General features: G+C 71.9%; 15 protein-coding genes. 6 read left to right on the forward strand and 9 right to left on the reverse strand.

The features are described 5' to 3' along the window. Positions 1-298: 298 nt before the first annotated feature. Both M1P99_RS03800 and M1P99_RS03805 read right to left on the reverse strand, forming a co-directional pair. Positions 299-1966 carry an RNA polymerase sigma factor gene (locus M1P99_RS03800; protein WP_304451288.1) on the reverse strand — a complete coding sequence of 556 codons (1668 nt, stop codon included), beginning with the start codon at positions 1964-1966 and terminating at the stop codon, positions 299-301. Positions 1967-2184: 218 nt separating this feature from the next. Then, positions 2185-4242, reverse strand: coding sequence for a SpoIIE family protein phosphatase (locus M1P99_RS03805; RefSeq protein ID WP_304451289.1), 2058 nt, complete (start codon positions 4240-4242; stop codon positions 2185-2187). A gap of 566 nt (positions 4243-4808) precedes the next feature. Between M1P99_RS03805 and M1P99_RS03810 the strand changes: the two genes are divergently transcribed. Together M1P99_RS03810 and M1P99_RS03815 are read left to right on the forward strand one after the other, a co-directional pair. Next, the gene (locus M1P99_RS03810) at positions 4809-5108 is read left to right on the forward strand and encodes a hypothetical protein (RefSeq protein WP_304451290.1); all 300 of its coding nucleotides are present in this window, start codon (positions 4809-4811) and stop codon (positions 5106-5108) included. A 141-nt stretch (positions 5109-5249) separates the two neighbouring features. Next, positions 5250-6857, forward strand: a complete 1608-nt coding sequence (locus M1P99_RS03815; RefSeq protein WP_304455564.1) for a hypothetical protein — start codon at positions 5250-5252, stop codon at positions 6855-6857. A 106-nt stretch (positions 6858-6963) separates the two neighbouring features. On the opposite strand, the gene M1P99_RS03820 is transcribed toward M1P99_RS03815, so the two are convergent. From M1P99_RS03820 to M1P99_RS03835, 4 genes are all read right to left on the reverse strand, one after another. Then, positions 6964-7743 (reverse strand): tyrosine-protein phosphatase, encoded by a 780-nt coding sequence (locus M1P99_RS03820; protein ID WP_304451291.1) that lies wholly within the window; start codon positions 7741-7743, stop codon positions 6964-6966. Positions 7744-7809: 66 nt separating this feature from the next. Beyond that, positions 7810-8541 (reverse strand): nucleotidyltransferase family protein, encoded by a 732-nt coding sequence (locus M1P99_RS03825; RefSeq protein ID WP_304451292.1) that lies wholly within the window; start codon positions 8539-8541, stop codon positions 7810-7812. A gap of 166 nt (positions 8542-8707) precedes the next feature. Further along, positions 8708-11146: an AAA family ATPase gene (locus M1P99_RS03830; RefSeq protein ID WP_304451293.1), complete on the reverse strand. Its 2439-nt coding sequence runs from the start codon at positions 11144-11146 to the stop codon at positions 8708-8710. 192 nt (positions 11147-11338) lie between these two features. Further along, complete coding sequence (locus tag M1P99_RS03835) at positions 11339-12031, reverse strand: ribonuclease HII (RefSeq protein WP_304451294.1); 693 nt, start codon at positions 12029-12031, stop codon at positions 11339-11341. Between the two features lie 311 nt (positions 12032-12342). On the opposite strand from M1P99_RS03835, the gene M1P99_RS03840 reads away from it, so the two are divergent. From M1P99_RS03840 to M1P99_RS03850, 3 genes are all read left to right on the forward strand, one after another. Beyond that, positions 12343-12936 carry a DoxX family protein gene (locus M1P99_RS03840; protein WP_304451295.1) on the forward strand — a complete coding sequence of 198 codons (594 nt, stop codon included), beginning with the start codon at positions 12343-12345 and terminating at the stop codon, positions 12934-12936. 73 nt (positions 12937-13009) lie between these two features. Further along, positions 13010-13678: a hypothetical protein gene (locus tag M1P99_RS03845; protein ID WP_304451296.1), complete on the forward strand. Its 669-nt coding sequence runs from the start codon at positions 13010-13012 to the stop codon at positions 13676-13678. 160 nt (positions 13679-13838) lie between these two features. Then, positions 13839-14030, forward strand: coding sequence for a hypothetical protein (locus M1P99_RS03850; protein ID WP_304451297.1), 192 nt, complete (start codon positions 13839-13841; stop codon positions 14028-14030). An 82-nt stretch (positions 14031-14112) separates the two neighbouring features. On the opposite strand, the gene M1P99_RS03855 is transcribed toward M1P99_RS03850, so the two are convergent. Beyond that, positions 14113-15576: an SPFH domain-containing protein gene (locus M1P99_RS03855; RefSeq protein ID WP_304451298.1), complete on the reverse strand. Its 1464-nt coding sequence runs from the start codon at positions 15574-15576 to the stop codon at positions 14113-14115. Beyond that, positions 15577-17343, reverse strand: coding sequence for an SPFH domain-containing protein (locus M1P99_RS03860; protein WP_304451299.1), 1767 nt, complete (start codon positions 17341-17343; stop codon positions 15577-15579). Between the two features lie 294 nt (positions 17344-17637). Here M1P99_RS03860 and M1P99_RS03865 point away from each other — a divergent pair, with 294 nt between their 5' ends. Further along, a complete protein-coding gene (locus M1P99_RS03865; protein WP_304451300.1) occupies positions 17638-17943 on the forward strand; it encodes a hypothetical protein in 306 nt (101 codons plus the stop codon). 4 nt (positions 17944-17947) lie between these two features. Here M1P99_RS03865 and M1P99_RS03870 read toward each other — a convergent pair whose 3' ends face one another. Next, the gene (locus tag M1P99_RS03870; RefSeq protein WP_304451301.1) at positions 17948-18382 is read right to left on the reverse strand and encodes a CBS domain-containing protein; all 435 of its coding nucleotides are present in this window, start codon (positions 18380-18382) and stop codon (positions 17948-17950) included. Positions 18383-18485: the final 103 nt, after the last annotated feature.

Raw genomic sequence — 18485 nt, forward strand, 5'->3', positions numbered from 1 at the left:
CCCATGGGGCACCGGACGCCGTTGGGCCGCTCCGAACGATCGGAGCGGCCCAACGGAAGAGGTCAGCGTGAGTCGTGAACCACCTGGAGCGACCCCAGGTCGTGTTCCGCGGATACTCACCCTGCTGCGCGACGCCCCAGTGTCACTCTCGCTGCGTTCTCATCAGTCGACAGCCGAATCGGGCGGGCCCCGCTGTGCGATAACGGCGAAGCCGCACAGTAGGGGAACTCCTTCTTCGGCCTTGCGAGAGCACCACTGGATGCGCCGCTCGCGACGGGCGGCATCCACGGAACACGACCTAGTCCAGGTAGTCGCGGAGCACCTGCGAACGCGACGGGTGACGGAGCTTCGACATCGTCTTGCTCTCGATCTGCCGGATGCGCTCACGGGTGACCCCGTAGACCTTGCCGATCTCGTCTAAAGTCTTCGGCTGGCCATCGGTGAGACCGAAGCGCATGGACACGACGCCGGCCTCGCGCTCGGACAGGGTGTCCAGCACCGAGTGCAGCTGCTCCTGCAGCAGGGTGAAGCTGACCGCCTCGCCCGGCTGGATCGCTTCGGAGTCCTCGATGAGGTCACCGAACTCGCTGTCGCCGTCCTCGCCCAGCGGAGTGTGCAGGGAGATCGGCTCGCGGCCGTACTTCTGCACCTCGACGACCTTCTCCGGGGTCATGTCGAGTTCCTTGGCCAGCTCCTCCGGGGTGGGCTCGCGGCCCAGGTCCTGGAGCATCTGGCGCTGCACGCGGGCCAGCTTGTTGATGACCTCCACCATGTGCACCGGGATACGGATGGTGCGGGCCTGGTCGGCCATGGCGCGGGTGATCGCCTGACGGATCCACCAGGTGGCGTAGGTCGAGAACTTGAAGCCCTTGGTGTAGTCGAACTTCTCGACGGCGCGGATCAGGCCCAGGTTGCCCTCCTGGATCAGGTCCAGGAACAGCATGCCGCGGCCGGTGTAGCGCTTGGCCAGGGACACGACCAGACGCAGGTTGGCCTCGAGCAGGTGCTTCTTGGCGCGGCCGCCGTCCTCGGCGATCCACTCCAGCTCGTCGCGCAGTTCGAAGGTGAGCAGCTCGGACTCCTCGGCGAGCTTCTCCTCGGCGAACAGGCCGGCCTCGATGCGCTTGGCGAGCTCGACCTCCTGCTCGGCGTTGAGGAGCGGGACCTTGCCGATCTGCTTCAGGTAGTCCTTGACCGGGTCCGCGGTGGCGCCGGCCGCGACCACCTGGGCGGCGGGCGCGTCGTCGTCATCCTCGTACAGGACGAAGGAGTCGTCGTTCTTGTCGGACTTGGCGGGAGCACCGACGGCCTCGGGCTTGGCCGGCTTGACCGCGTCCTTGTCGGACGTGTCGCCGGTGTCCTCGACCAGTTCGAGCTCGGCACCGGTGTGCTCGAGGTCGTCGTCCAGCGGCTCCTCGGCGATCTCCCCGGTCGGGGCGAGTTCGAGGTCCTTCTTGGCCGACTTCTTGGTGGCCGCCGTCTTCTTGGCGGGCGCCTTGGCCGCGGCGGTCTTCTTGGCGGCGGCCTTCTTCGGCGCCGCCTTCTTGGCGGGCGCCGCCTTCTTGCCCGCCTTCGAGCCCTCGGAGGCCTCGGCGGAGTCGACGACGGCGGTGACCGTCTTGGGCTGCTCCTGTGCGGCCGCGGCGCGCACGGGCTTGGCGGCCCGCGGGGACGCGGTGTCCGCGGTGGACTTGGTCGAGGTGGACCGCGGGGCCGCCGTCTTGCGCCGCGGAGCCTTGCGCCGTGAGGACGCCGACTCGGGAACGAGCACGGTCACGCCCTCCTTCGCGAGGCTGCGGAGCACGGACTGCGCCTGCGACATCGGGATTTCGGCCTCCTCGAAGGCACGGCGCACGTCCTCGGGCTCAAGAAAGCCCTGGGACCGCCCACGCTCGATCAGCTGCTGAATGACGGGCTCTTGCAGTGACTCGGACTGCTTCGAGCGAGTCGAACTGGCAGATGACACAAACACCTCTCGAACGGACGTGTGGCGAGATTGTCGGACCCGGTGGTCCGCCTGGCCGGGACCGGGCACGGCGCCCTCTCCCACCTGCGGCCTGGGATCGTCCCCACTGGGGCGGGGAAGCCGTTTGTCTACCAAGCGTATGCGCTGGGCTCATCCCCGCGTCGCGGGGAGGAACGACTTCTTCACTGTAGGCAAGGCAATGGACTTGTTCGTACGGTCTACCGCTCCGACGCGGAATCGATCACCGGTAGCTGAACAGCGAGCAGAGTGACGTCATCGTCCTGCTCATACCCTTCGAGCATGCTCTCAACAAGGTACTCCAGCATGAGCTGTGGATCGCCCACCACCTCCGGCGGTGCCGACGAGGCCACTTCGACCAACTCGTCCAGCCCCGAGGCGACGGACCGTTTACGGTTCTCAACCAGTCCATCGGAGTACAGGACCACAGTGTTACCGGGTTGGACGAAGAATTTGTGGTGGCCCCTCTCCGAGGTGATCCCCAAGGGCGTGTCGGGCTCGCTGTCCAGCAGCGACGGCCTCGCGCCACCCGCCGCGACCAGCGGCGGGAGGTGCCCCGCGTTGCTCAGGTCGAGCTGGCCCGTGACCGGGTCCAGCACGAAGTAGACCAGCGTGGTGACCTGGTCCATACCCTCGGTGGCGGTGAACATGCGGTCCAGCCCGGTGAGAACGTCGGCCGGTTCGGGCATGGAGTAGGCCAGGGCGCGCAGGGCGTTGCGGATCCGGCTCATCCCGGCGGCCGCGGGGATCCCCTTGCCCATGACGTCGCCCAGGACGCCCGCCACGCGGCCGTCGGGCAGCGGGAAGGCGTCGTACCAGTCGCCGCCCACCTGCACGTGCTGGGAGCCGGACCGGTAGTAGGCGGCCAGGCGTACCCCGCTGACCTGGGGCAGGTCCTCGGGCAGGAGGCTGTGCTGGAGCTCCTCGGCGGTGCTGTGCTCGCGCTCGTAGAGCGTGGCCCGGCCGATGGCCAGCGCGCACTGGCCGGCCAGGGCCTCCAGGAACACGCGCTCCTCGTCGGTGATCTCGCGCGGGCCGGAGAAGGCGAAGCGCAGGGCTCCGATGGGGCGGCCCGCGACCATCATCGGCAGGGCCACCCAGGAGCGCTCGGGGGTGGTGTCCAGGAGTTCGGCCACCTCGGGGGCGTCGTCGAACATGGCGGACAGCTCCGCGGGTCCGGAGGCGATCCGCGGTGCGCGGTCGGCCACGGCCCTGGCCGCGACGTCGGGGTGGTCCAGGGGGAACGCGTGCCGGGGGAGGTCGTGGGCGTGCGCGGCGGCGATGCTGCGCAGCCGGAGGCGGTCGCGGTCCAACAGGACCACGGACGTGTGGTCGGCGCCCACGCCCGACCGCCCGATGTCCGACATGGCGTCGACGACGTGGGCGACGGTGAGGGCCTCGGCGAGGTCGGAGGTGGCCTGCTGCAGCCGTGCGGTGCGCATGGCCGCCTCGCTGAGCTGGTGGTTGAGGCGCTGGCGGAGTTCGTCGGCCTCGCGCTCGGTGGTGATGTCGACCAGTGTGCCGATCCACTCGGTGACGCGGACGCCGTCGCTGACGGGGTTGGCGCGGGCACGGTAGTGCGTGTAGCCGCCCGAGCGCGTCCGGACGCGGAAGAGGGCGTCGAAGGGCGTGGCGTCCAGGACGGCGTCGCTCCAGGCGATCTCGACGCGCTCCCGGTCGTCGGGGTGGAGCGCCCGCAGCCAGCCGCGGCCGAGGTAGGACTCCAGGTCCTGGCCGGTGATGGCACGCCACTGCGGTGAGTCCTCGTGGACCTCGCCGGTCGCCCCTGCGGTCCACACGATCTGGTTTCCGGCCTGCAGGAGGGCGCGCAGGCGCTCCTCCTCGCGCCGGGTCGCGCCGCCGTCGTGGTCGCGGGCGGCGATGAGGGCGACGTGGACGTCGCCGGTGTCCGGGGAGGTGACGGGGAACCAGGTCAGGTCCCAGACCTCACCGCCCGGGGTGCGGTGGCGTTCGCGGACGGAGCGGCCGTGCTCGCGGGCCGCGGCCGGCCCGGTGCGCAGCAGCGCCGCGCCGGCGGCGGAGTCGGACTTGCCCGCCAGGTCCTCGGGGCGCCGGCCCAGGCACTGGGCCGGGGTCAGGCCGACGAGGTCGGCGAGCCGCTGGTTGATGGTTCCGAACTCGTCGTCCGGGCCGATCAGCGCGAACCCGATCGGCGCATCGGTGAGAAGGGATTTCACCGCGTCGGGAAGTTCCGCCCCGCTGACCCGGGGTGGCGGAATGGACGTCTCGGCGCTCAACTGCTCGACACCTCCGGAACCCTCGGATTCCCCACCCGTGTTTCGTTGGGGCTGTTGCCTGGACCGTACGTCTTGCGCCGACGGCCCTCGTCCGCCCGTGGCACTCATCCGTCCATGGCGCCGATTGCGGTCGGGGGACTCCAGGGCCCTCGGGAGTCACACTCCATGACTCCTCTCGGCCACTGTCACGGCTCAAGCATAGGACACACCCGCTGCGCGGGGCCGCTGTCGCGGCGGGGGCCGCCCGTGGACGTGGAAGGTAAATGGTAGGCCACCGGGCGCTCGGAGAACAGTCACGCCGTCGTTTCATGGGCACGTTTTCGCGCAATTGCGGGCCTTGGCCGCCCCTCTGCCGTTTGACCCCACTCATGTGCCATCGGGCCCCCAGATGTCCGACTTGCCCTTTTTCGCCTTGTTGACCTGCGGTAACAGTGGGGGTCGAGTAAACAGTGTCCCCGCCAGGTTTTATCCACCGCGCGCCGGAAGAGGGGTTGACAGTCGGTTCAGAACAAGTGGAATGGGTGAAGGTCACGTCCGGCCACCATCACCTAGGGGTGTGAGCACGAATGCTCCAGACCTTCCCTGTCCAGGATCTTCCGAAGATCTCGGCACGGCTCCACGACGAGTTCAGCGGGCTGCCCCGCCGACGCGTGGAGCGCTGTGTCAGCGACACGTGGAACTGCATCGAGCATCTGGGGATCACGGTCACCCCGGACCTGGTCGAACGCGTGGCCCGCGAGCACCTGGAGGCGTTGGTGAACTCGGTCCCGCCCTCGCACCCGGCGCGGCGGCCGACGCGCCGCGCGGGCACGCTCATCACCGGTCATCGCGCGGTCCCCGCACCCCGATCCGACCCGCGTCCCTGACCCCGGGGCCGCGCGAACGCGCCGCCGTCCACGGGACGGGATCGGCGAAGGCCCCGGCTGTCATACGCTCGGGTGGTGCCCTCCCCTACACCACCCACACCCTCAGGCCCCCCGCCGGTCCCCGACGCGGTCTTCGACGAGATGCTGCGTGCCGCCCGGGCACTCCTGGCCATGCGGCACCCGCTCGACGCCGAACTGGCCTTCAGCGAGATGCTCGGGGCCTGGTGGGGCGAGCGCCTGCCGGGGGTGGACGTCGAGCGGCTGCTCGGCGAGGGCCTGATCACCCACGCCACCGCTTCGGGCCGGCCCGCCGGCCTGGCGGTCCTGGCCGCGGTCACGGCACTGGGCACCTCCGCCGAGCAGCGCGACCTCGCCGAACAGGGGATGATCGCGCTCAAGGAGCAGGGGCTGCAGATGCCCGCCTGGGCCGACCAGCTCGGCGCGGTCACCCCGGTGGCCGCCTACGTCAACGGCGACCAGTTCGGCGACACCGACGACGTGGTCTGCGTGTTCAGCCGGGACGCCCCCGACGACGCGGGCGCCGTGCCGCCCGAGCACGCGCTGATCCTGGTCGTGGACCACAACGGGGGCGGAGTCCTGCGCGACGCCTGGGTGACGACCAAGGTCGACCAGCTCCTGGCCCAGTGCCGGGAACGCGCCCACATGGACGAGTACGCCCGGTTCGAGCAGCTGGAGCTCACCGAGGCCCGCGCGCGGCTGGTCCGGGCCCTGGACCGCACGTCGCGCGTGGTGGCGGGCGCGGCCGCCGAACCCGGCGGCCCGGTCGTGGAGGCGGTCGGCCTCACCGCCGCCGACCTCGCCCGCGGTTCGCTGTCCACGCACTTCGCCCTGGCCGCCTCCCGCATCCTGGCGCTGCCCGAACCGCCCGAGGGCGTGTGCGTCGCGCCCGTTCCCCTCTGGCGGCACGATCGACGGGCGGTGCTGGCCGCCCGCTTCCTGGCCTCGGACGAGGCCGCCGAGCTCTCGGACTCCTATGCCGCGAGCCGCTGCGTCGACCACATCATCGCGCACGGCTGCGACGTCGACGGAGGCCGGCCGATGCGGATCAGCCCGCGCAAGGTCGAGTCGTTCCTGCTGCACTGGCTGCCCGGCCGGGTCGTGCTCCTCAGGGAGGAGCAGGAGGCCATGCCACACGTGCTGGCCGCCTGGATCCGCTGGGCCGGAGCGCGGGGAAGGCTGCCCGAGGTGGCCGTGGGCGCCACCCTCGACGCACTGTGGGAGGCCACCTCGGCCTTCACCCGCACCTACCGCGATCCGGCACGCCGGCTGGGCCTGCGCCAGGAGGCGATCCGACGCCTGCTGCCGGACGGCGACTTCGCCGCGCTCGCGCGCCGGATGTTCGCCTTCCCCCTCCTGGCCAGCGAGCTGGTCCTGTGGGCGCCGGAGGAGTTCGACCCGGCCACCCCGGGCGGACGCCGGGCGCTGCTGCGGCTCGACCACTACGGCGAGTACGAGGCGGCCACTCCGCACAGCGGCCGCCACTCCACCGGCAAGGACCGGTGGTACCGGCCTGTGACCGTCGACGACCCCGAGCGCGAACGGGAGCTCGACCGGCACGAACGCCTCGCCGAGCGCCTGTGGACGGGTCGGCCCGCCAACCTGTGGGCCGCGGCCCGCCGCATGCTGGACCGCGGCGTGGACCGGCCCACCGTCCTCGCCGCCCTGGGCGAGGTTCTGGGCGCCGCGCGCGACGAGGCCGACCTGCGCCGCCGCCTCGACACGCTCTGACCCGTCCCGGCGGGGTACCGCGGAGGGCCGCCCGGCCGCACGCCTGCGGGGCCCCGGGGACGCCGCGTTCCGTGGGGCACAGGTGCGCGGGGGCACGGCGGGAGCCTCAGTGCAGCAGGCGCTCCCGGAGCCTGTCGACCGCGTCCGCCGAGACCTTGAGCCCGTCCGCGACGTACTGGTCGAAGGATCCGAACGCCTCCTCCACGTGCCCGAAGGCCGTCTCCAGGTACTCGGTACGCACCCGGGTCATCGGCGCGACGTCCTCCCAGGCCAGGCCACTGTCCACGGACAGCCGCCGCATCCACGCGTCGGTGTTGGCCTGGCGCTCGTTGCTGGCCAGGTAGTCGGCCAGGATGTCGGCGCGGTCCACGCCCAGCAGGCTCAGGACGATCGCGGCGCCCCAACCGGTGCGGTCCTTGCCCGCGCTGCAGTGGAAGACCAGGGAGCTGGGACCCGTCGCGACGCGCTCGACGAGCTCGCGGTAACCGGCCAGCGCCTCGTCGTCGGCCACCAGTTCCCGGTAGACCGCGTACATGAACCGCTCCGCGGCACCGTCGGCGAACATGGCGCGGGCGGCCTCGGGGTCGGCGAGGGTGTCGGTGAAGTTGGCACCGGCGGCGTCCCGGCCCTGGACCGCGACCACGGCGTACTCGGCGCCGTCCGGGACGATGTCGGGCAGCCGCTCCCGTTCGACGGGCGTGCGCAGGTCGACGAGCTGGCGGATGCCCAGGCCGTGGTAGACGGCGAGGTCCTCCGTGCTGACCGAGTGCAGGGCGTCGGAGCGGTAGAGCAGGCCGTGGCGGACCGTGCGGCCGAAGCCGGACCGGAGACCGCCGAGATCACGGAAGTTGGGGGCACTGGGGAGGATGAAACCGTCATGTGTCACGTCCGTGACGATACCGACCCGCCCCGGGCCCGACCAGACCGCCTCCGGACGAGGCAGGACCCGCGGTCACCCGGCGTCGCGCATGGCGGTGATCTCCGCGCCCGCCTCCTTGACGTCCTTGGCCGTGTCCACTCCGCGCCAGAAACCGTCGATGCGGTAGGCGGTCAGCCGCCCCTCCTTGGCCAGGTCGGGGAACGTGGAGGACTCGTGGTCGCCCTTGGTCGGCAGCAGCGGGGTGATCTCCGGCTCGAACAGGTAGACCCCGGCGTTGATCCACACGGGGAGCAGCGGGCTCTGGGTGAAGCCCTCGATCCGGTCCTCGTCGTCCACGTCCACGATGCCCCAGGTGGTGCGGAACTGGGCGAGCGCCAGGGTCGCGGCGCCGCCGCGGTCGCGGTGGTGGGCGGTGAACTCGTCCAGCGGGAACCACGTGAGCACGTCGCCGTTGAGCGCGAAGTAGGGCGCGTCCTGGTCGCGCAGACCGCTGGAGGCGTAGCGCAGGGCACCGCCCCGGCCCAGCGGCTCGTCCTCCACGAGAAGGGTGATCTCGGGACCGCTCCGCCGGGCGTCGAGGTGCTCGCGCAGGACCTCGGCCTTGTAGCCGCAGGACACGACGACCTGCTCCACGCCGTGCTCGGTCAGCCACTCGAGCTGGTAGTCGATGATGGGCCGTCCGGCCACCTCCACCATCGCCTTGGGGCGGGTGTCGGTGTAGGGCCGCAGCCGGGTGGCCTGTCCTCCGGCGAGGATGAGCGCCTGGGTGACGGGGGACGCGGATGATGAGGATCGAGCGGTCATAGACGGGACACTAGCAGTCGGCCCACCAGCGCCCCCAGGGTGTGCGCCCCGCCTTCGCGGGTGGTGCTCGCACTCCTCGGGGCCGCCTCCGAACGCCGTCCGGAGCGCCTGGCCCTGCCCTCCGCCCGGTGTCCCGAGGGCGGCGGCGGACCACGCCCCGGGCGGGTCAGCTGCTCTGGGTGGCGTCGGCGTAGGCCCGGCGCACGTCCGTACTGGTGACGACGGTCAGGTCCGCGGCGGTCGCCGACGCACCGACGTCCTGGGAGACCCGCAGGTCGCGGTGGGAGCTGGCCTTCTCGAACAGGGACCGGGCGAAGCGCCCGTTGCCCAGCTCGTCGATCCACCCCTCGGCGCACACGTGCGCGAAGATGCTGCGCAGGTCCTCCCTGGCCGTCTCGTCGAAGGCGTCGCCGGTGCCGGCCGCGACCGCCTCGGCGATCTCGGTCAGCTCGTCCGGGGTGTAGGAGGGGAAGCGCACGCGAACGTTGAACCGCGACGACAGCCCGGAGTTGGAGGCCAGGAACCGCTCCATCTCGGCCGGGTACCCCGCGAGGACGACCACGAGCCGCGACCGGTCGTCCTCGGCCCGCTTGAGCAGGGTCTGGATGGCCTCCGCCCCGAACGCGTCGCCGCCGCTGTAGCCGGGATTGACCAGCGCGTAGGCCTCGTCCACGAACAGCACGCCGCCCAGGGCGCGGTCCACCAGCCGGTTGGTCTTCAGCGCCGTCGCGCCCAGGTGCTCGCCCACCAGGTCCGCGCGCTGGGCCTCCACCACCTCGGCCCGCCCCAGCAGGCCGAGCGCGGAGAACACGCGTCCCAGGACCCGGGCCACCGTGGTCTTGCCGGTGCCCGGCGGCCCGGTGAAGACGAAGTGGCGCATCGGCGCCTGGTTGCGCAGTCCCTGCTCCTCGCGGAGCTTGGCCACCCGCAGCTGGGCGACGATGGAGCGGACCTGCTCCTTGACCGGTTCCAGGCCGATCATGGCGTCGAGTTCGGCCAGCGCCTCCTCGATACCCGGCGTCTCCCCGAAACCCGGCAGCCTCGCGGTGAGCTCGGCGTGGGCGGTGGTGACGTCGGCGGCCCGCACGGTGATGAGGTCCTCGGCCCCGGGGCGCGGCGCGGGCGCGTCCCCGTCCACCCCGGTGGTGACCACGCGCACGTCGCGCGCCTGTGCGGCCTTCTCCACGACCGACCGGGCGTAGCGCCCGTTGCCCAGGTCGTCGACGGCCTCGCGCCGGACCGCCTGCTCGAACCCGTGCCGGAGCGCCCGCGCGGCCTCGGGGTCCAGGACGTCGCCGCGCTGGGCGACCAGTGACTCCGCGATGCGGGTCAGCTCGTCGGCGGAGTAGCTGGGGAAGGTGATGCGCGTGGCGAAGCGCGAGGCCAGGCCGGGGTTGGAGGCCAGGAAGGCGTCCATCTCCTTCTCATAGCCCGCGAGCACGACGACGAGCCGGTCCCGGTCGTCCTCAGCCCGCTTGAGCAGGGTCTGCACGGCCTCGTTGCCGAACCGGTCGGCCTGTCCGTCGCCCTCGTTGACCAGTGCGTAGGCCTCGTCGATGAACAGGACGCCGCCCAGGGCCCGGTCGACCAGCTCGTTGGTCTTGATGGCGGTCGCGCCCAGGTACTCCCCCACCAGGTCCGCGCGCTGGGCCTCCACGACCCGGGAGGTGGGAAGCAGGCCGAAGGAGTGGAAGATCGTGGCCAGGGTGCGCGCGACGCTGGTCTTGCCGGTGCCCGGGGGCCCGGAGAAGACCAGGTGGCGCAGGGGCCGCTCGACGGGGAAGCCGGCGTCGGCACGCAGCCGGGCGGCCTCGATGGAGGCGGCGATCCCGCGGACCTGCTGCTTGACCGGGTCGAGGCCGATCATGTCCTCCAGCTCGGCCAGTGCCTGGTCCACGGGGACCGGGTCCCCGTCCTCGGCGCCGCCGCCGTCGCGCCCGCGTGTGGGTCGCGGCACCCCGTCCCCGCGCGCGCGGACCGGTCGGGCGCCGGTGGGCGCCGCGCTCCGGCCGGCCGGAGCGTCGGCCGCACGCCGGTCGTCGGAGGCCTTGGTGATCTGGCGGGAGGCGGCCAGCCGCCACAACACGCAGGCGCAGGCCGCGGCGTAGAGCAGCCCCACGCCCCAGGAGGCGGGCACCGGTTCCGCGACCATCCCGACCAGGGCCACGGAGAATCCGGCGATCAGGCCGGCGGTGAGGGAGAGCGCGGCGGTGTGCCAGACGGGGAACTCGCGGACGCGGGACGCCGCGAGCACGACGAGCAGGGGGACGGGCACCAGCAGCAGGACGACCGGTTCGCCGGGGAGCGGGATCTGGAAGAGCGGCACGGTCACCGACAGCCAGACCACGCACACCAGGACGGTGACGAAGGCGTCGACCGACCGCATCAGCGCCGCCAGGACCATGAGCAGGACGAGCGTGCCCGAGACCGACCCCACGACACTGCCGCCCATCAGCAGCGTGACCACGGCGACGACGGTGCACAGGACCAGTGCCGCCACCAGGCGTCGGGCCAGGGGCACCCGGTGGTACCGGGCGCGCAGCCTGTCGAGTCCGGAGGAGCGCCCCGGTTCCGCGGCGGCGGCTGAGCGCGTGTCCCGGGTCATAAAGCCCCTTCCTGCGTGGGGGTCCGTGGGCGGTCGGCTCTCCAGGGCGGGGTGACGGGGGCCGAACGGCGTCGGGGGGCCGACGTCCACAGGCACAGCTTTGCCCCCCGTGGGGCCGGATGTCCAGTGCGGGGCGGCGTGTCGGCGCGCCCCGCTCGGCACTCCGGGCGGCAGCGGGCCGTGGTGCCCCGTTCAGAGCAGGGGGAGCTGGCCGTCGGGAACGGGGCGGGCCCTGCGCAGGTGGCGCCACCTGGGGAGGTCGTCGAGGTAGGACCAGCTCATCCGGTGGTGCTCGGTGGGCCCGAGTTCGGCCAGGGCCGCCCGGTGGACGGGCGAGGGGTAGCCGACACCGCTCTCGAAGCCGTAGGCGGGGTGCTCCCCCGCCAGGTCGGCCATGAGCGCGTCGCGGCGCACTTTGGCCAGGATCGCGGCGGCCGCGACGCTGATGCAGGTCAGGTCGCCTTTGACCTGGGTGCGGACACGCCAGGGACGGCCGATGAAGTCGTGCTTGCCGTCGAGGATGACGGCGTCGGGGCCGGTGGAGAGCGACGCCAGAGCGCGGTGCGCGGCCCGTCGCAGGGCCTCGGTCATGCCGACCTCGTCGATCTCGGCCGGCTCGGACCAGCCGAAGGCGTGGTCGGCCACCCAGGGGCGCAGCTGCTCGGCGAGGACCGCTCTGCGCTTGGGGGTGAGCCGCTTGGAGTCGGTGAGGCCGGGCGGCGGGTCCCCGACGCCCGCGACGGCCGCGCACACCAGCAGGGGGCCGGCCCAGGCTCCGCGCCCCACCTCGTCGACCCCGGCGATCAGCCGGGCGCCGTGGGCGCGCAACTCCTCCTCCACTGCGAACGTGGGGGCGGGGACGGCGGGTTCAGTGGAGGTCGACACGGTTCCACCCTAAGCCCGCCCGTCACCCACCACCGCCCGCCGAGTCGCTCCGCGAACAACGGGCCACCACCCTCAACCGACGCCTCCGGCGCACCCCCACCGCCCGTCACCCACCACCGCCCGCCGAGTCGCTCCGCGAACAACGGGCCACCACCCTCAACCGACGCCTCCGGCGCAGCCTCGGAGCGCGCTCGCACGAATCAGGGGGCCATTGCGCGACTCACCGCGCGCGACGATCGTGCATACGTCGTCACTTTCGGTAGTTTCCGCTTGTCGGACCAGCAGTACCGGGCCTTCCGGAGGGAATGGACATGCAACGCTCCACGCCGTACGCGCGGCCCCGGACCCGCCCGGAGATGCTCCGGATGCTCCGGGGCCGCCTGTACGACGTGGTCTCCACCGTCACGCGCGTGGGCGTGGGCGCGATGTTCGCCGAGTACGGGCTCGCGCTGCGGAGCCGCGGACCGCTGGTGGCCGAACGCCTGACCGAGTCGGGGGTCCCGGCCGCCGCCCTGGCGGCCGCGCTCCTGCCGGCGGTCCTCGTGGCGCTGTCGATCTCTTTCTCCGTGGGCCTGCTCACATGGCTGGCGGGCCCGCTGCTGGCCGCGGCGGCCGTGGTGGGCGCGCTCGCCTCCGGAGCCCAGGAGGCGGCACCGTTCGGTTCGTGGGCGGCGACGGGGCTGGTCACGGCGGTATGCGTGCTCATGGCGGTGGGGGGCGGCCGGTGGTCGTGGGACTACCTGGTGCTGGCCCCGAGGGTCTCGCGGCCCGCTCCCCCTCCCCGCCCGGCCTCCGTCACGGCTTCCGCGACGGGCGGTACGGATTCCGCCCGCCGCCCCGAACACGCTCCGCCGCTGCTCTATCCTGTCGGTGAGGCCGCGCTTCGTCGGCCGTATCGTCTCTGACCCGGCCCCGGCGCGCTCCCGCTGCGTCCCTCGGGCCGCGTCCACCCGACATGGATTCGGTGGGGGGAACATCATGTCCGCCGCTGCCTCCGATCCCGCCTCCGAGGGTTCTGTGGCCAAACTGATCGCGATGGCGGAGAAGCCGACGCCGGGTCAGCGCCTGATCAGCTGGGCCTCCCGACCGCCCGGGCGGCTCTACATTCCCGCGTGCACGGCGGCCGGGCTCGTGCTGCTCTACGAGGACAGCGTCCCGGGCGGCCACCTCCCCTCCTTCCTCGTCGGACTGGGCGCCGGTCTGCTGCTGGCCGGGATGGGCGCGCTGCGCCTGGGCATCGCGCTCGCCGTCGCGCGCCCGATGATCCGCTACTACTGGCTGCGCTGGGTGTCCGCGCCGATCATCGCGGCACTGGCCCTGGGCCTGTCCGTGGCCGACGTCCCCCTCCAGGCCCGGGTCGGCGCATCGTCCGACGATCTGCTCGCGCTCGCCGCCGAGGTCGAGGACCCCACGACCATCCCGCGCAACGGAGAGTGGACGGGGCTGTACCCGCTGCGCAGCGTGGGCACCAGTGCTGGGACAGGCGAGGAGATCACCTTCTTCGCCATCGAGGGGGCGGGCCTGCTGAGCCAGTCCGGTCTGGCCCACAGTCCCTCGGAGATCCCTGAGGGCGTGTTCGTGCCCGGGCACGGCTCGAAGGTCTACGAGCACGTGAGCGGCGACTGGTACGTCTGGGTCGACCACTAGGGCACGTTCCGCGCGACACGCCCTTGCGCGCGGTGGGGACGGCCTTTGCCGGGGGCTGTGCCGTTCACGTACTGCTCTCACCTTGGGCCTGTACACCTGGTGTCCATCCCCCCGGAGGGACCCCCCGTCCCTCCGAAGGCCACTGCTGAGGAGCGGATCCATGCGGGAGTTCATGCTCACCCTCCACCTGCGCATCCACGACTCGCTGACCGCGCTGCGCCGGGCGCACGCGGTGGGCGACGACGACCTGGCCGACGCCCAGGTCGGGGAGATCGAGGACCTGGTGGAGATCGCGGCCCGGAACGGGATCGACATCGGCGCGGGCTACGCGGCCCTCTCCCCCACGGGTTGAGGACGCGACACGGCCGAGGGCCCGCGACCGCCGCTGGAATCCGAGCAGCGGTCGCGGGCCCTCGTCGTGGGAGCCGGACGGATCAGCGACGGCCGCTCTGGCCGTACCCCTCTCCGCGCTCGAACTGCTGGCGCATGGCGGAGTCCTGCTGGCGCTGGTACTCCTCCGCCAGCTCCTGCTGGCGCCCGGCGGCGGCCGCGACCGAGCCCCGCACCGAGTCCACGGCCTCCTGCGCGTTCGCCCCGAAGGCCAGGGTCGCGCGGGAGCCGCCCGCGCCGTTCATGATCTGGGGCAGCAGCTGGGCCGTGAGCAGTGTCGACAACGCGGAGTTGTCGCCCGACCCCGCCTCGGTCTGCACCACGACCGGGCGCGGAGCGTGCTCGGCCAGCGTGGCGCCGACGTCCAGACGGCGGCGGGCCAGTTCGTACTCCAGCACCGCCCGGTTGTCGCGGTAGGCCGTGGCCAGGCGCTGCTGGGCCTTGGCCTCGTTCTCCGCGGCGACGAGGTCGGCCCGGCCGCGCGTCTCGATCTCGTAGCGCACCCGCTGCGCCTCGGTCTCCTGCTCCTCCAGCATCTGCGCCACGTCCTTGCGCGCCTTGTTGAGGGAGGCGTTGACCTCGACGATCTTCGCGTCACGGGTCTTCTTGGAGCGCTCGATGTCCATCAGCAGCGTGTCGATGCGGCGCTTGCGCGTCAGCTCCCACTCCTGCTCGTAGGCGACGAGCTCCTTGGCGACCCGCTCCCGCGTGGCCAGGTGCTGCTGGTACTGGTTCGGCAACTGGACGTCGGGGATGTTGCAGCCGGTGATGCGCACACCGTACTTCTCCAGCATGTTGTTGAGCAGGCGGCGCATGTCCTCGACGTTGGATCCGCGCAGGTCGTAGGCGGACTCGGTGTTCACCTGGCGGCTGCGCTGGCGGATGGCGTCCTGCACGGCGCTGGAGAGCACCAGGTCGAAGTTGCTCGCGCCGATGATCGTCACGAAGCGGATCGGGTCGATGATCTGGAACTTGAGGAAGAACTCGATCGACTTCAGCGGCACGTTCTCGCGTGTGGGGCAGGCCAGGACCGGCGCGGTGTAGGGGATCTCCGTACGGGTGTCCACCACGAAGTCCACCCGGGACCACGGGTGCCACAGGTAGTGCCGACCGGGACCGATCGGCTTCACGATCGCGCCGTACTTGGTCAGGATGCCGTGCGTGCCCTCCTCGATCTCCACGATCGAGCCGCGCCACCACCACAGGCCGGCGACGACGATGCTCAGCAGGCCCACGAGGAGCGTGGGGATGGACAGCGCGGTGTAGGCGAACTCCGTGGCCGCGTTGCCCGCGGTCAGGGAGTTGATGGTCATCATCAGCGCGGAGGTGAGGGCGAACAGGCCGAACCAGACCAGGACGGTCCAGCGCAGTCCGCGGGTGTCGCGCGGGATGACGACGGGAACGATCGCTCCCTGGTCGCCTCCGCGCAGCAGCCCGGCCAGGTCGCCCCAGGACGCGAGGGACTCCTTGATGCTGGAGCCGCCGCCGATGTTCACGGGCTGGCTCATCTACTGACCTCCCTGGATCGGGCCGGGACCCTCGGAGCCGCGCTGCGACCACGGCGGCGGGGGCGGGTCCTGGTGGGGGTGGGCTGGGCCGCTGGGCGGCGGGGCGTCGACGGGGGCCTGCTGCTCGGCCTCGGGAGCGGCCTCCGACAGGCGCTCGTCGATGGCCTGCTCGGAGACCGACTGGCGGATCTCCTCCACGAGGTCCTCGCCCGGGTCCTCGCTGCCGGTCCGGTCGGCCTCGGTGTCGGCGTCCTCGACCAGCTCGCGGATCTCCAGTTCGCGCTCGCCGATGCGGGCACGGATCTCGCCGAGGCGGCCGCGGATGGCGTCCATGTCCTCCTCGGAGAACAGGGCGGTGTCGGCCTGGCCGATGATCTCCTGCGCGATGCGCAGGTAGTCGACGCTGGCGCCGTCCCCGGAGCCGATCCGCAGGACCTGCGGCAGGCTGTCGGCGACCCCCTCCAGCTTCTCCAGGAGGCTCTCCCGGAAGCGGTAGTTGAGGATCTCGGGCGCCTCGGCCGCACTGACCGCGCGGATGTCCAGGGCCTGGGCCTGCAGGAGGGCGGCGTTGGCGTTGGCCTCGGACTCGGCCTCGACGAAGCGCTGGCGCGCGGAGGCGCGCGCCTTGTTGGTCTCGCGCTCCAGGGCGGTGTCCATCTGCGCCTGGTACTGGGCGATGTCGGCCTGGATCGCCGACAGGGTCTCGTTGAGGGTGGCGAGCTCCTTGTTCAGATCACCCTCGTTCTGCTCCTTGCGCAGCTGGAGCTCGTACTCGAAGGTGTAGGCGTCCTTGGCCACGCGCACCATCTCCGGCGCCGCCAGGTCCATCCGGTACTCCTGGTTGGAGGGCTCGGCGTGGGTGATGTTGGCGCTGGTCAGCTCCACGATGCCGCCGAACTGCTTGTTCAGCTGGTCCAGCAGCGCGTGGGTGCTCTCGCCGACCATGTCGTAGATCGCCGAGGCCTCCTGCTCGTAGATGAGGCTGCGGGTGGTCTCACTGATGGCGTTGTTGAGCTTCTCCTGGAAGCCGTGCACGCCGCCGAGGGTGTAGACGAAGCTCGTCGCGTCCGTGATCCGGAACTGGACGAAGAGGTCGACGGAGGCCTGCACGCCGCTCTTGGTGGGGGCGGAGCGGATCGGCGCGTTGAAGGGGTACTCGCGCGTGGTGTTGACGATGTAGGAGACGCGCTTCCAGGGGTTGAGCAGCGTCACCCGGCCCGGCGCGAAGTTGTTCTCCCGCTTTCCGAAGCGGGTGACGATGGCCTCGCACCCCTCCGGGACCATGACCATGCCCTGGCGCCACCACATGAAGCCGGCCACACCGGCGGTGATGAGCCAGTAGTGCACGCCGAAGAAGGGATTGATCAGGGGGCTCCCGCCGGCGATGGCCTCGGGGATCAGGACGACGAAGGCTCCCAGGAGACCGATCACGACGAGCGCGATCGCGGGGAGCATCGTGAGGAACGTGCGACCGCGCGGAATCACCATGGGGCAGATCACATGGACCGGCCCGCTCCGGCCGCGCTCGTGGGTGCTGCTGTTGAGCGCCTCGCCCGCGTTGTTCAGCGAGGTGGTGCGCTGCTCGATCCGGGTGCCGATGGAATTGCCCTGCTCACGCGCGGCGACGAAGTCGCGCGGATCAAGGCCTCCTCCCTCGGACGCGGCCTGTGGTGCGGCCTGTTGAAGCGCGTCGGTCACGGCCTGGCGCGGGTCGCCCCCTTGGGCGACGGCGCCGGCCGCACCGCGCACGGTCTGCGCGAACGACATCGGTGATGAACTCCTTAGCGGAAGACGGGAACTGTCTGCTTCGACGCGGCGTACACGGCTGCGGTTCCAGGTGGGGAGTGTGTCGCACCCGAGGCCGAGGTAGTGGTCAGCACCAACTTTGGCACGAGTCGCGTCCGAAACCCATGCCTCGTGTCCTGAGCGTGACGGGGAATCCCCGGCGCGCCGGAGAACGGCGGACGCGGAGCACGGGGCTAGCCTCGGTCGCAGCAGACCACCGGCCGGGGCCTCGGCGGAGGCACGTTCCCGGCTCCGGCGACGAGAAGGGATTCCACGATGTCCGCACTACACAGCGCCGTGCTCACCACCGCAGGCCTGATCGGCGGCTACTCCGTGGCGCGCGCCACCGGCAACCGCCCGCTGGGCGGGGCCGTCCTGGCCGTGTTCGGCGCGGCGGCCGTCGAGACCTGCCGCCGACGCTCGGGCCTGGGACCGGCTCTGGCCCTCGGGGGCGTGTACGTGGGAGCCTTCGGGCTGTCCCACCCGCTGGCGAAGAAGATCGGCTCCTGGCCCGCCGTACTGGGGGTGACGGCGGCCACGGCGGCCGTCGCGGTCGCCTCGGCCGACCGGGGCCAGGCCTGAGGGGTCAGCCCCGGCGGCCCTGGATGTAGGCCTCCAGCTGGGCGCGGTCGTCCTCCAGGATCCGCAGCCGGCTCTTGACCACGTCGCCGATACTGACGATACCGACCAGGCGTCCCTCCGACAGGACGGGCACGTGGCGGAAGCGGCGCAGGGTCATGGCCTCACTGACGTCCTCGACCGTGTCGTCGGTCGTGCAGGTGTAGACGTCGGCGGTCATGATCTCGGCGACGGGGGCCGCGAGCAGGTCGGTGCCGGCCCGTTCGAGCCCGCGCACGACGTCGCGTTCGGAGACGATGCCGACGAGGGCGTCCCCCCGGGCCACGGCGACCGCGCCGATGTTGTGTCGGGCGAGTTCGGTGAGCAACTCCGCGACGGTCGCCTCCGGGGCGACCGTGACCACGTCGGAACCCTTCGATCGCAGGATCGAGGCAATCAGCATGCGTCCACCTTCCACCGGCGCGTCGGTGCCGAAGGGATTACCCGCTCGCCGTCCCGTCCAACCACAGGTGTGGACCACCGGCCGCCGGTGCGGCCGCTCAGCC

It is taken from the genome of Nocardiopsis sp. YSL2 (genome assembly GCF_030555055.1).
Taxonomy (GTDB): domain Bacteria; phylum Actinomycetota; class Actinomycetes; order Streptosporangiales; family Streptosporangiaceae; genus Nocardiopsis.